Consider the following 13,512-nt stretch of genomic DNA (forward strand, 5'->3'; position numbering starts at 1 on the left):
AATTGAAGGAGGGTTACAGCATGTATAAAGCGATTATTATCGGTACGGGTCCTGCGGGACTGACGGCTGCGATTTATTTGGCTCGTGCTAACATGAAGCCGCTAGTTATTGAAGGACCGGAGCCGGGCGGTCAATTGACGACAACGACGGAGGTAGAGAACTTTCCGGGCTTCCCAGAAGGCATTATGGGTCCAGACTTGATGGCTAATATGCGCAAGCAAGCGGAGCGTTTCGGCGCAGAGTTTATTACAGGCTGGGTAAACAGCGTGGATACTTCCGCGAGACCGTTCAAGCTGCAAGTAGAAGGCAAGGGCGAATACGTAGGCGAGTCGCTTATTATTTCGACAGGCGCTTCAGCTAAATACCTAGGCATTCCTGGGGAAAAAGAAAACGTTGGCCGTGGTGTCAGCACTTGCGCCACTTGCGACGGATTTTTCTTCCGCGGCAAGAAAATCGTTGTAGTTGGCGGCGGAGACTCCGCTATGGAGGAAGCTAGCTTCCTGACTCGCTTCGCAACGAATGTAGAGCTTGTTAATCGCCGCGATGAGCTGCGTGCTTCCAAGATTATGCAGGACCGCGCACGCGAAAATGAAAAAATCGACTGGAGCCTAAACCGTACGCCAGTTGAGGTTGTAGCTGGGCCAATGGGCGTTACTGGTCTTAAAGTGCGCAACAATGAAACAGGCAGTGAAGAAATCATTGAGACGCACGGTATTTTCATAGCGATCGGACATACGCCAAACACCGCCTTCCTCAATGGACAAATTGATACCGATGAGCATGGCTACATTAAAGTGAAGCCGGGCACTTCCGAGACGAACGTCCCGGGTATTTTCGCTTGCGGCGACGTGCAGGATAGCAAATATCGCCAAGCGATTACCGCTGCTGGCAGTGGCTGTATGGCGGCGCTTGACTGCGAGCGTTTCCTTGAAGGCAGCATGACGCATGACTGGAGCCAATCTCTGTAAGCTTAAATTAAAGCACAGCAAATAACCCTTTGCCGGATAAATAAGGCAAAGGGTTATTTGCTGTGTGATCATTTGTCTGAACCGTACCCTAGAGCAAAAGAACGAAGCTCAAGCATATGCTGGTAGTACAAATGGAGCCGAGCGCTATTGAACTGCTAAATAAAGCTATTGGTTCTTAGAAGCGAAGTGCGTCCACAGCTCGCTGCGCGAGGTGGTCACTGCTGAAGCGCCAGCCGCAATCGCATTTTCAACATCTGCTACAGTACGAATCAGTCCGCCAGCAAAAATCGGGATGCCCGTCCGCTCGAAAACCTCGCGAATCATGTGCGGCATGACGCCTGGCAGCACCTCAATATAGTCAGGCTTCGTGCGCTCCAGCAGCACATAGCTTTTCTCCAATGCGTGCGTGTCCAGCAGGAACAAGCGCTGTATCGCAATGAGGTCGTTTTTCTTTGCGGTACTAATTACGGCGCTGCGCGTAGAAATAAGCCCGGCCGGGCGAATCATCTGGCACAAATATTCGGCGGCGTATTCGTCATTTTTGAGACCGCCAATTAAATCGGCGTGGAGCAGAATTTTTTTGCCATGGGCATTGGCCAGCTCAAAAATGCTCTTCAATTGGCTGATATGCGTCTCCAGCAGCACGATATAGGAGAAGTCAGAAGTCATCAGCTTTTCCAAATCCTTTGTTTTTCTTGGAGCAGGCAATATTTGCTGGTTGTGAAAGGGCAAGGATGAATACCTCCTTCTCGCGGATGTGAATTATGGATATATGGGTTGGACTCAAGCTTGCAAATCCAGCGGCAGCAAGGAGCTTCCCGCCTTGACCAGAGGGAGGAGCTTCGCTTATAGTGGACAGAGAAGATTAACATATTAATGAGGTGGACTGCAAATGTCTCAAAAGATTTACGTTGGAATCGATGTTGGCGGAACGGCAATTAAGGTCGGATTGTGCAACGAGAACGGGGATTTGCTTCATACGTATGAAGGTCCCACAGAAACGAGTAAAGGTACGGATGTCATCCTTGAAAATATTGCCACTTATGCGCGTGCCATCGTCGCTGAATCTTCCTATGAATGGGAGCAGGTTGGCGGCGTAGGCGTTGGAATAGCCGGTTTCTTGGACATTCCGACGGGCTATATTAAGTTCGCGCCGAATTTGAAGATTCGCGACGTAAATTTGAAAGATTATTTGGAAGCCAAGCTTGCAACTAAAGTGCTGGTTAACAATGATGCTAACGTGGCAGCGCTGGGTGAAGCCTGGGCTGGCGCAGGGAAGGGCATCGATCACTGCGTATGCTATACGCTTGGTACGGGCGTAGGCGGCGGTATTATTATCGGCGGCAAAATCGTCGAAGGTTTTGCGGGTATGGCTGGCGAGCTTGGACATATTGCAATTGTGCCGGACCTGGAAGCCATTCAGTGCGGCTGCGGCAAAATGGGCTGCTTGGAAACTGTATCCTCTGCAACGGGCATTATCCGTATGGCAAAGGATGCCGTGGAGCGTGGCGATCGTACGACGCTTGCTCAAGTGACGGACATTATGGCGAAGGACGTTATTGATGCAGCAAAAGCTGGAGATGAAGTGGCTATACGCATTGTAAGCCGCGCTGCGTATTATTTGGGACGCTCGATGGCGCTCATGGCCGTCGTGCTGAATCCGGAATGCTTCATTATTGGCGGGGGCGTATCCAAGGCCGGCGATTTTCTGTTCGATCAAATTCGCGAAGTATTCGAGAAGTATACACAGAAAGAAGCGCAGGATGGCGTGAAAATCATCCCTGCTACGCTCGGCAACAATGCAGGTGTCGTTGGCGCTGCTGGATTGATTTTGCGCTCGTAGCGATAACATAGGATAACAGGGACATTTTCCCCGCTTGTGAGGAGGAGAAGAAGATGGAGACGGCAGCAGCACTAGCGAAGCTTGTTATTATTACAGGGATGTCAGGTGCGGGCAAAACGATTGCTGTACAAAGTCTGGAGGATCTTGGCTTCTTCTGCGTCGATAATTTGCCCCCAGTACTTATCCCGAAGTTTGCTGAGCTGATTGAGCAATCAAACGGGAAAATCGGCAAGGTTGCATTGGTTATTGACTTGCGCGGCAGGGAGTTTTTCACAGCTTTAGCGGAGTCTTTAAGTTATATTAAAGACCATTCTACCATAAGCTGTGAGATACTGTTCCTGGATGCGACGGATGGCGTGCTTGTTCAACGCTATAAGGAAAGCCGCCGTCGCCACCCGCTTGTGCCCGATGGCTTGCCGCTGGACGGCATTAAGCTGGAACGCAGAATGCTGGAGGATCTGAAGGGGTCTGCTTCGTTGGTTATTGATACGAGCAGCATCAAGCCCGCGCAGTTGAAGGAGCGCATCATTTCCAAGTTCACGAACCTGGAGCAAAACAACTTATCAGTCAATGTCATTTCCTTCGGCTTCAAATATGGCATTCCGATTGATGCAGATTTAATTTATGATGTCCGTTTTTTACCTAATCCTCATTATATAGAGCATCTGCGCCCAAATACCGGTCAGACGCCAGAGGTTTATGAATATGTGATGAAATGGCCGGAAACGCAGGCGTTTCTGGCTAAGCTGGTTGACATGCTCCAGTTCCTTCTTCCACTTTATCATAAGGAAGGGAAGAGCCAGGTCGTTATCGGCATTGGCTGCACCGGAGGAAAACACCGCTCGGTGGCGATTTCGGAATACTTGGGCCGTGTGCTGGGGAGCAGCGATACGGAACGGGTACGCGTCAGCCATCGCGATTCCGACCGCGACAAGCATTAACGGAGGGAACATATGCAGAACAGGCACAAAATAGGAGCGCCCCCCAAGATCGTGGTCATTGGCGGAGGTACAGGATTATCCGTTATGCTGCGCGGGCTTAAGGAAAAGCCTATGGATATTACAGCCATCGTCACAGTTGCTGATGATGGCGGCAGCTCCGGTGTGCTGCGCAATGAGCTGCAAATTCCGCCTCCAGGCGATGTTCGCAATGTGCTGATGGCGCTTGCTGATACCGAGCCGCTGCTCGCAGAGGTGCTGCAATACCGATTCAATTCAGGTACAGGGCTTGCCGGGCATAGCCTCGGCAATTTAATGCTGGCTGCTATGGCTGACATCACGGGCGATTTTGTGACGGGCGTACGCGAGCTGAGCAGGGTACTGGCGGTACGCGGACGGGTTTTGCCTGCCGCAGCCCAGGCCATTGTGCTTAAGGCGGAAATGGCCGACGGCTCGATCGTCATTGGCGAGTCGATGATTCCAAAGGCGGGTCAAGCGATTAAACGTGTATTTATTGATACGGAGAATGCGCACGCGTTGCCGGAAGCGGTCAAAGCGATTGAGCAAGCAGATGCCATCTTAATTGGGCCGGGAAGCTTGTATACGAGTATTATGCCGAATTTGATTGTTCCGATGCTTGCACAAGCGATTACGGAGTCTTGCGCCGTCAAGCTGTTTGTATGCAATGTGATGACGCAGCCGGGTGAGACGGACAATTATACGGTATCGGATCATATGAATGCGATTGAGGCCCACATCGGCCTGCAATTATTCGATTATGTCATTGTGAACAATGGTGAAATTTCACCGCAAGTGGAAGCCAAATATGCAGAGATGGGCGCAAAGCCCGTCGCTATTGATTTGGAAGCTATTCGCAGCAAGGGCTGCGAGATTATTGCGGATCGTTTTGTTTTATTCCAGACGTTTCTAAGGCATGATGCCGAGCGTCTAAGCCATCATATTTATAAGCTAGTGGAAAACTGGATAATTAGAAAGAGGTGACAAACCATGTCGTTTGCGGCACAAACAAAAAAGGAACTCACGCTTATTGAAGCGGATTCCTGCTGTGAGCTTGCAGAGCTATCCGCGCTCATTCGGATGAATGGTTCTGTCAGCTTATCCAGCCGCAAAGTCATTTTGGACATCTCAACAGAAAATGCTGCAATAGCCCGTCGTATTTATTCTCTGGTCAAAAAGCACTTTGAGGTACACACCGAGCTGTTGGTTCGGAAAAAAATGCGGCTGAAAAAGAACAATGTGTATATCGTACGTATACCAACAATGGTACAATCTATATTAAGCAAGCTTCATATCGTTTCAGAGGGCTTCGTATTCAACTCCGGAATTGATAAGGCGATGATTAAGAAATCGTGCTGCAAACGTTCCTATTTGCGTGGCGCATTCCTTGCTGGAGGTTCAGTGAATAACCCTGAGGGCTCCTCGTACCATTTGGAAATCTCTTCGATGTATGAGGAGTATTGCGGCTCATTAGTGGAGCTGGCCAATAAGTTCGAGCTGAATGCCCGCTGCATCGAGCGGAAGAAAGGTTTTATTTTTTACATTAAGGAAGGCGAGAAAATTATTGAGTTGCTGAATATTATTGGCGCTCATCAGGCGCTGTTTAAATTCGAGGATGTTCGAATTATGCGCGACATGCGCAATTCCGTTAATCGAATCGTCAATTGCGAGACAGCGAACCTGAACAAGACCATCGGCGCTTCCGTGCGGCAGATTGATAATATCAAATTGCTGGACCGCGAGCTAGGGCTTGAAAACTTGCCGGATAAGCTCAAGGAAGTCGCTGAAATCCGCTTGCAGCATCCCGATCTGAACCTGAAGGAAGTTGGAGAACTGCTCAAAGGGTCAGTGAGCAAGTCAGGCGTAAACCACAGGCTTCGCAAAATTGACGAACTTGCTGAAAAAATACGCAACGGCTAAACTTTTAACTTCATGTTTCCGATGGTATAATGATACAATGAGTTTAAAATTATCGGCATAATTAAGGATTGAATAAGATATAGGGGGTATGGTTTCCATGACAAGGCTTCCGGTTGTCGTTCGACTAAAAACGGGTCTTCATGCAAGACCAGCAGCATTATTCGTACAAGAAGCTAATAAATTTTCATCTGAAGTATTTGTCGAGAAAGACGACAAGAAAGTGAATGCCAAATCGATTATGGGAATTATGAGCTTGGCAATCAGCTCGGGCACTGAAGTTTTCATTAGTGCGGAAGGTTCGGACGCAGAACAGGCTGTAAACGCTTTAGCTGCATTAGTCAGCAAGGAAGAGCTCGAGAACCAATAAAAAGCCGTATGCAGCAGAGACTCGTCTGCTCGTAACCATATCTGTTGGCTATGCCGCCTTTTGGATCAGATTGATCCAGGGGCGGTTTTTTTGCGTGATACGCATACTGAAATAGAAGCTCATAACAAAACAAACCCGATTCGCCTGAACCGGGTTTGTTTTGTTTATACACCCATAGGATTAATGGATGATTTAGATTTTCTCAATAACCTTGTCAACGAGACCATATTCACAAGCCTCTGCTGCACTCATGAAATAATCGCGATCGGTGTCTTTCTCCACGCGCTCAAGCGGTTGGCCTGTGCGCTCGGATAGGATGCCGTTCAGGTGATCGCGCATTTTGATAATGCGGCGAGCACGAATCTCGATGTCGCTCGCTTGGCCTTCAGCGCCGCCCAGCGGCTGGTGAATCATAACCTCGCTGTTCGGAAGTGCGTAACGCTTGCCTTTGGCGCCTGCTGCAAGCAGGAAAGCGCCCATCGACGCTGCCATACCTACACAGATGGTAGATACGTCAGGCTTGATGTATTGCATCGTATCATAGATAGCCATACCCGAGGTAATCGAACCGCCAGGGCTGTTAATGTAAAGGGAGATGTCTTTCTCAGGGTCATCTGCTGTCAGGAACAGCATCTGTGCGATGATGGAGTTGGCTACAACGTCATTGACGCCCGAGCCCAAGAAGATAATACGATCCTTCAATAACCGGGAATAGATGTCATAGGAGCGCTCTCCGCGATTAGTTTGCTCAATAACCATAGGAACGAAATTCATATCCTGTAAACCTCCTCCGAAAAATAACAAGATTGATATTGCCGTAACAACATAATAGCGGATAAAAAGTTAAAAGTCAAAGATAGTCAGACAAATCAGATTTTTCTCAGGCACCAGCCATTTCATAGCTGAAAAATGAAATAAAAAAACCACCCTTTCATCAGGGTGGCCACATTGTCGGCATCATAAACGCCTATTGCTTGCTGTAAGCTGGTATCAGTCAATCAGAACGCGCCCGCTAGGAATCGAACCTAGATCTCAGGCTCCGGAGGCCTACGTCATATCCATTGGACCACGGGCGCATGTATAAAAGTAACAGCAAGATTTAGTATAGGTTAAATACGTATAGAAATCAAGCCAGCTAACAAAAATAAATTTGAAAAAAACGTGTCAGTAAACGGTTTCATATGAAATTGTTGACTTGAAATGTGAGATCAAGTTCGGTAAAATAGAGGTGGGACTTAAAACGGGAGTGTGGGACGTTTCATGTCCACCGCAATGCTTGAGTATCAGTTTCGCTTAACTTAGTACGGGTGGAGTGAATAATTAGAAGATGCGCCAAATGATTGAATTGCAGCAGCAGCTTCTGCCAGATTTGCTCGACGTGATGAGGAAGCGCTACAGGATACTGCACCAGGTTATGCTCTCTGATCTCATCGGCCGCAGAACGCTTGCGACAACGCTTGGTATGACGGAGAGGGTGCTGCGAGCAGAAACAGACTTTCTAAAGTCACAGGGCTTGCTTGAAATCCATGCTTCCGGCATGAGGATCAGCGAACCTGGCAAAGAACTGCTTGAACAGTTTGAGCCTTTTGTGCCGACGATTTTCGGCTTGTCTGAGCTTGAGGAGAAGATCAGAAGTTTTTTTGGCCTTAGTCAGGTTGTAGTTGTGGCTGGCGACTCTGATGTATCCGCACAGACGAAGCGGGAGCTTGGCAGAGCAGGAGGACAGGTGCTGCGTAAAGCGATGGAGCAAGGCGATGTCATTGCCGTTACAGGCGGGACGACGACGGCTCAGGTAGCGAATCAGCTTTCGGCTGTGGCGCCGCTCAAAACCAATTGGTTCGTGCCAGCAAGAGGCGGACTTGGCGAAAGCGTCGACTATCAGGCGAATACGATTGCTTCCACCATGGCGAAGCGAACAGGTGCCAATTATCGGCTGCTTCACGTTCCTGACCATCTTGGAGAGGAAGCTTATGCTCCCATTATGCAGGAACCGAATATCCAGGACATTATAGAGGTGATCCGCAGGGCGCGTATTGTCGTGCACGGCATCGGAGACGCTATGGTGATGGCTCGGCGCAGGAAGCTTGATGAGGCGACGATGCAGGGTATTGAAGCGGAGGGCGCGCTTGCAGAAGCCTACGGTTTTTATTTTGACCGCAGAGGGCAGGTCGTCCACAAGATGCCGACGGTAGGATTACGGCTCGAGGATATTGTTAAGACTGAAGTTGTTATCGGAGTAGCTGGAGGCAAAAGCAAAGGCGAAGCGATCGCAGCAGTGATGCGCTTTGGACACAATGATGTTTTAGTTACCGATGAGGCTGCCGCATTAGAAATCATTGCAATAATCGAAGAATCGGATCCATAATCATATTTTTGGCAAGTGATCTTGATGCTTCGCGCCGGGCGAGACAATGGCACTCGGCATGCGAAATGTCTTGAAATATATTTTTTTATCCCAAACACACTTTAGGAGGAAACAACAATGGTTAAAGTAGGTATTAACGGTTTTGGTCGTATTGGTCGTAACGTATTCCGCGCAGCTCTGAACAACGCTGATGTTGAAATCGTAGCAGTAAACGATTTGACAGACACAGCTACACTGGCTCACCTTTTGAAATATGACACAACTCACGGTACTCTTGATGCTACAGTTGAAGCTAAAGAAGGCGCGATCGTAGTTAACGGCCGCGAAATCAAAGTTTTCGCTGAGCGCAACCCTGAAAACCTGGCTTGGGCTTCTGTAGGCGCTGAAATCGTTGTTGAGTCCACTGGTATTTTCACAGCTAAGGATAAAGCTGAGCTTCACCTTAAAGGCGGCGCTAAAAAAGTTATCATCTCCGCTCCTGCTACTAACGAAGATATCACAATCGTTATCGGCGTTAACGAAGATAAATACGATGCAGCTTCCCACACAATCATCTCCAACGCTTCTTGCACAACGAACTGTCTAGCTCCGTTTGCAAAAGTATTGAACGATAAATTCGGCATCGTTAAAGGTATGATGACAACGATCCACTCGTACACAAATGACCAATCCGTTCTTGATGTGCCGCACAAAGACCTTCGTCGTGCTCGTGCAGCTGCTGAGAACATCATTCCTTCATCCACTGGTGCTGCTAAAGCGGTATCCCTGGTACTTCCTGAGCTGAAAGGCAAGCTGAACGGTATGGCTATGCGTGTTCCTACACCTAACGTTTCCGTAACTGACCTGGTAGCTGAGCTGAAAGTTAACGTAACCGTTGAAGAAGTTAACGCTGCTTTGAAAGAAGCTGCTGACGGCGCTCTTAAAGGCATCTTGAACTACAATGAATTGCCGCTTGTATCGAGCGACTACAACCACGATCCAGCTTCTTCCACAATCGACGGTTTGTCGACTATGGTTGTTGAAGGCAACATGGTTAAAGTTGTTTCTTGGTACGACAACGAGTGGGGCTACTCGAACCGCGTAGTTGACCTCGCTGCTTATATCGCAAGCAAAGGTCTGTAAGAGCAAGGGAAATATCCCCCACAATTACATGGAACGCTTTACGTCCCAGGCCGGTCTTGCACCGGCTGCGGGATACGCTTAATCCGCGGCGCTCCCGGGGCATCGTATGCGATTCAAGCGAAACCTTAACGGGGCGCGATTTTGTCTTCACGACAAAGCGCGCCTTCAGGTTCGCGACCCTTTGGGCCGCGCGCCAAGAGGGAGCGTTCCTTCTTTTGATAAAGAGGGAACGCTTCTTTTTGTTTGAATATAGCTAGGGCATGTCTGAAAACCCGTTCAGTGGCCCCTTTCACCGCCTTTCCGCCCCCTGCATCGTTCCGTTTGTTTGACGTACCCCCGGTACGCCTTCACAAACGCGCCTTGCATGGAACGAAAATTCGGCAAAATTGGCTGCCCTCAGAGTTCTCAGACACGCCCTAATAACAAGCTTTGCACGCTAAAATCAGGAGGTTACATTCATGGCTAAAAAAAGTGTTCGTGACGTAGAAGTAGCAGGCAAACGGGTATTCGTACGCGTTGATTTCAATGTACCGCTCGAAGATGGTAAAATTACCGATGACAAGCGTATCCGTGAGACGCTTCCTACGATTAACTTCTTGATCGAAAAAGGCGCGAAAGTTATTTTGGCAAGCCACCTGGGCCGCCCAAATGGTGAAGTTGTAGAAGAGCTTCGTCATACAGCATCGGCAGCGCGTCTGTCCGAGCTGCTTGGCAAGCCTGTAGTAAAAGCAGATGAGTCGATCGGTGAAAATGTTAAGGCGCAAATCGCGGCTTTGAACGCTGGCGATGTATTGCTGCTTGAAAACGTTCGTTTCCATGCGGGCGAAGAGAAAAATGATGCTGAGCTGGCGAAAGCTTTCGCTGAGCTAGCTGATCTTTATGTGAATGACGCATTTGGCGCCGCTCACCGTGCCCACGCTTCGACTGAGGGCATTGCGCACCACCTGCCAGCAGTATCCGGCCTATTGATGGAGAAAGAGCTTGATGTTCTTGGCAAAGCGCTGAACAACCCTGAGCGTCCTTTCACAGCTATCGTTGGCGGCTCGAAGGTTAAAGACAAAATCGACGTTATCAACAAAATGATCGAAATCGCCGACAACATCATCATCGGTGGCGGCTTGTCCTATACATTCTTCAAAGCACAAGGCCATGAAATCGGCAAATCGCTCGTCGACAACTCCAAGCTGGATCTTGCGCTTGAGTTCATCGAAAAAGCAAAAAAACTCGGCAAAAACTTCCTTATTCCGGTTGATATCGTTGTCGCTGATGATTTCAGCAAAAACGCCAATACGCAAGTCGTTGACGTTGACGGTATTCCAGCTGATTGGGAAGGCATTGACATCGGTCCTAAAACGCGCGAAATTTACGCAGAAACGATCAAAAACTCTAAGCTGGTTGTTTGGAACGGACCAATGGGCGTATTCGAAATCGAGCCTTTCTCCCACGGTACACAAGCAGTAGCGAAAGCATGTGCAGAAACAACTGGCTACACGGTTATCGGCGGCGGCGATTCGGCAGCAGCAGCTGAGAAATTCGGTCTTGCTGACAAAATGGACCACATTTCCACTGGCGGCGGCGCTTCCTTGGAATTCATGGAAGGCAAAGCATTGCCGGGCGTTGTAGCTCTTAACGATAAATAAGCAACCCATACAGTACAGGAGGGTAAATACATGAGCAGAAAACCAATTATTGCAGGCAACTGGAAAATGTTCAAAACGGTTTCCGAAGCAGCTTCTTTCTTCGCAGATGTAAAAGGCAAAGCAGAGGTTGACGGCGTAGAGAGCGTAATCTGCGCGCCGTTCACTGCGCTTCCTTCCCTTGTTGAAGCAGCTAAAGGAACGACTATCGCAATTGGCGCACAAAATCTTCACTTTGAAGACAATGGCGCATTCACAGGCGAAATCAGCGGCGTAATGCTGAAAGACCTGGGCGTAAAATACGTCATTATCGGCCACTCCGAGCGCCGTGCTTATTTTGCTGAGACTGACGAAATCGTTAGCAAAAAAGTACATGCAGCATTCAAGCATGAGCTGACTCCTATCGTATGTGTAGGCGAGAAGCTTGAGGAGCGCGAAGCTGGCGAAACCAAAAATGTGTGCAACGTGCAGACGGTAGCGGCATTCCAAGGCTTGTCCGCAGCGCAAGCAGCTGAAGTAGTCGTAGCTTATGAGCCTATCTGGGCGATTGGCACAGGCAAATCGTCGACTTCTGAAGATGCACAAGACGTTATCGGTTATATCCGCAGTGTAATTGCTGGTCTTTATGACGATGCAACAGCAGCAGCGGTTCGTATCCAATACGGCGGCAGCGTTAAACCTAACAATGTTGCTGAATATATGGGTCAGCAAGATATCGACGGCGCGCTTGTAGGCGGAGCTAGCCTTGAGCCAGCTTCCTATATCGCACTGATCGAGGGGGCCAAGTAAGATGGCTGCTCCAGTTGCATTAATTATTCTTGACGGCTTTGGTCTGCGCGATGACGTGACAGGCAATGCAGTTGCCCAAGCAAAAAAGCCTAACTACGACCGTTATTGGTCGACTTACCCTCATACGCAGCTTACAGCGAGCGGTGAAGCGGTAGGCTTGCCGGATGGACAAATGGGCAACTCCGAGGTTGGTCATTTGAACATCGGCGCTGGGCGCATCGTCTATCAGGATTTGACTCGCATCAGCAAGTCGATTCGCGATGGCGAGTTTTTCGACAATGAAACGCTGCTTGGCGCCGTGCGCCATGCAAAAGCAAATAGCAAGAAGCTTCACCTGTACGGCCTGCTGTCCGATGGCGGCGTACACAGCCACATTGCTCATTTGTTTGCCTTGCTTGATCTGGCGAAGAAAGAGGGACTTGAGGATGTATATATCCATGCATTCCTTGATGGCCGCGACGTTGCCCCTGATAGTGCAAAGGGTTATATGGAGCAGCTTCTCGCTAAAATCGAAGAGGTTGGCGTAGGCCAAGTCGCCACGGTGCAAGGACGTTATTATGCAATGGACCGCGACAAGCGCTGGGAGCGGGTAGAGAAATCTTACCGCGCTATGGTATATGGCGAAGGTCCGCAATATAACGATCCGCTTAAGGCGATAGTTGAATCGTACGAGAAATCCGTTTATGATGAGTTTGTTATGCCAACGGTTATCGTGGGCGAGGATGGCAAACCTGTGGGTCTTGTCGAGTCGGAGGATGCCGTTATTTTCTTCAACTTCCGTCCTGACCGTGCGATTCAACTGGGTCAAGTATTTACGAATGAGGATTTCCGCGGCTTTGAACGTGGGGAGCAAGCTCCTAAAAATCTGTATTTCGTATGCTTGACGCTGTTCAGCGAGACGATTGGCGGCTTTGTCGCTTATTCGCCGAAAAACCTGGATAATACGCTTGGTGAAGTGCTGGTGCAAAATGGCAAGAAGCAGCTTCGCATTGCGGAAACGGAGAAATATCCGCATGTAACGTTCTTCTTCAGCGGTGGCCGTGATCATGAATTGCCGGGCGAGACTCGCATTCTGATCAATTCGCCTAAAGTAGCGACTTATGATCTGAAGCCAGAAATGAGCGCTTATGAAGTAGCGGCGGCAGCAGTCAGCGAGATTGAGGCAGACAAGCATGATGCAATCATCCTGAATTTTGCCAACCCTGATATGGTAGGTCACTCCGGCATGCTGGAGCCGACGATCAAAGCGGTGGAAGCAACGGATGCATGCTTGGGTCAAGTCGTTGAAGCTGTGCTTGCTAAAGGCGGCGTATGTATTATTACAGCTGACCATGGCAATGCCGATATGGTATTTGATGAAAATGGACGTCCATTCACGGCGCACACAACTAATCCGGTGCCTTGCATTGTGACGGTTGCTGGAGCGACGCTGCGCAATGACGGCATTTTGGCAGACCTTGCACCAACGGTGCTTGATCTGATGCAGCTTTCCAAGCCAGCTGAAATGACGGGAGTTTCCCTGATTCAGAAGTAGTAACGATCATC

At 49.1% G+C, this 13,512-nt stretch carries 13 protein-coding genes and 1 tRNA gene; 11 read left to right on the forward strand and 3 right to left on the reverse strand.

Annotated elements, in window-relative coordinates; genetic code table 11:
• Window positions 1-20: 20 nt before the first annotated feature.
• The gene (gene trxB / locus V5J77_RS01535; RefSeq protein WP_338554038.1) at window positions 21-968 is read left to right on the forward strand and encodes a thioredoxin-disulfide reductase; all 948 of its coding nucleotides are present in this window, start codon (window positions 21-23) and stop codon (window positions 966-968) included.
• A 165-nt stretch (window positions 969-1,133) separates the two neighbouring features.
• Here the strand turns inward: trxB and V5J77_RS01540 are convergent, their stop codons facing one another.
• Entirely contained in the window at window positions 1,134-1,700 is a 567-nt protein-coding gene (locus V5J77_RS01540; protein WP_338554039.1) for a glycerol-3-phosphate responsive antiterminator, read from the reverse strand.
• A 160-nt stretch (window positions 1,701-1,860) separates the two neighbouring features.
• On the opposite strand from V5J77_RS01540, the gene V5J77_RS01545 reads away from it, so the two are divergent.
• The 5 genes from V5J77_RS01545 to V5J77_RS01565 all read left to right on the forward strand — a co-directional run bounded on the left by V5J77_RS01545 (window position 1,861) and on the right by V5J77_RS01565 (window position 6,054).
• Window positions 1,861-2,811 (forward strand): ROK family glucokinase, encoded by a 951-nt coding sequence (locus V5J77_RS01545; RefSeq protein ID WP_338554040.1) that lies wholly within the window; start codon window positions 1,861-1,863, stop codon window positions 2,809-2,811.
• A gap of 53 nt (window positions 2,812-2,864) precedes the next feature.
• Complete coding sequence (gene rapZ / locus V5J77_RS01550) at window positions 2,865-3,752, forward strand: RNase adapter RapZ (protein ID WP_338554041.1); 888 nt, start codon at window positions 2,865-2,867, stop codon at window positions 3,750-3,752.
• A gap of 12 nt (window positions 3,753-3,764) precedes the next feature.
• Window positions 3,765-4,751 carry a YvcK family protein gene (locus V5J77_RS01555; RefSeq protein ID WP_338554042.1) on the forward strand — a complete coding sequence of 329 codons (987 nt, stop codon included), beginning with the start codon at window positions 3,765-3,767 and terminating at the stop codon, window positions 4,749-4,751.
• 6 nt (window positions 4,752-4,757) lie between these two features.
• Complete coding sequence (whiA, locus tag V5J77_RS01560) at window positions 4,758-5,687, forward strand: DNA-binding protein WhiA (protein ID WP_338554043.1); 930 nt, start codon at window positions 4,758-4,760, stop codon at window positions 5,685-5,687.
• A gap of 97 nt (window positions 5,688-5,784) precedes the next feature.
• On the forward strand, window positions 5,785-6,054 hold the full coding sequence (locus V5J77_RS01565; RefSeq protein WP_046234108.1) for an HPr family phosphocarrier protein: 270 nt from the start codon (window positions 5,785-5,787) through the stop codon (window positions 6,052-6,054).
• A gap of 192 nt (window positions 6,055-6,246) precedes the next feature.
• Here V5J77_RS01565 and clpP read toward each other — a convergent pair whose 3' ends face one another.
• Together clpP and V5J77_RS01575 are read right to left on the reverse strand one after the other, a co-directional pair.
• Window positions 6,247-6,828 (reverse strand): ATP-dependent Clp endopeptidase proteolytic subunit ClpP, encoded by a 582-nt coding sequence (gene clpP / locus V5J77_RS01570; protein ID WP_056032494.1) that lies wholly within the window; start codon window positions 6,826-6,828, stop codon window positions 6,247-6,249.
• A gap of 230 nt (window positions 6,829-7,058) precedes the next feature.
• A tRNA-Arg gene (locus tag V5J77_RS01575) sits at window positions 7,059-7,130 on the reverse strand.
• A 251-nt stretch (window positions 7,131-7,381) separates the two neighbouring features.
• Between V5J77_RS01575 and V5J77_RS01580 the strand changes: the two genes are divergently transcribed.
• From V5J77_RS01580 to gpmI, 5 genes are all read left to right on the forward strand, one after another.
• The gene (locus tag V5J77_RS01580) at window positions 7,382-8,419 is read left to right on the forward strand and encodes a sugar-binding domain-containing protein (protein ID WP_338554044.1); all 1,038 of its coding nucleotides are present in this window, start codon (window positions 7,382-7,384) and stop codon (window positions 8,417-8,419) included.
• 117 nt (window positions 8,420-8,536) lie between these two features.
• A complete protein-coding gene (gene gap / locus V5J77_RS01585; RefSeq protein WP_338554045.1) occupies window positions 8,537-9,541 on the forward strand; it encodes a type I glyceraldehyde-3-phosphate dehydrogenase in 1,005 nt (334 codons plus the stop codon).
• Between the two features lie 458 nt (window positions 9,542-9,999).
• Complete coding sequence (locus V5J77_RS01590) at window positions 10,000-11,181, forward strand: phosphoglycerate kinase (RefSeq protein ID WP_338554046.1); 1,182 nt, start codon at window positions 10,000-10,002, stop codon at window positions 11,179-11,181.
• A 30-nt stretch (window positions 11,182-11,211) separates the two neighbouring features.
• Window positions 11,212-11,967, forward strand: a complete 756-nt coding sequence (tpiA, locus tag V5J77_RS01595; RefSeq protein ID WP_099517683.1) for a triose-phosphate isomerase — start codon at window positions 11,212-11,214, stop codon at window positions 11,965-11,967.
• Between the two features lies 1 nt (window position 11,968).
• On the forward strand, window positions 11,969-13,501 hold the full coding sequence (gpmI, locus tag V5J77_RS01600; RefSeq protein WP_338554047.1) for a 2,3-bisphosphoglycerate-independent phosphoglycerate mutase: 1,533 nt from the start codon (window positions 11,969-11,971) through the stop codon (window positions 13,499-13,501).
• Window positions 13,502-13,512: the final 11 nt, after the last annotated feature.

This window comes from Paenibacillus sp. KS-LC4 (genome assembly GCF_036894955.1).
GTDB lineage: Bacteria > Bacillota > Bacilli > Paenibacillales > Paenibacillaceae > Pristimantibacillus.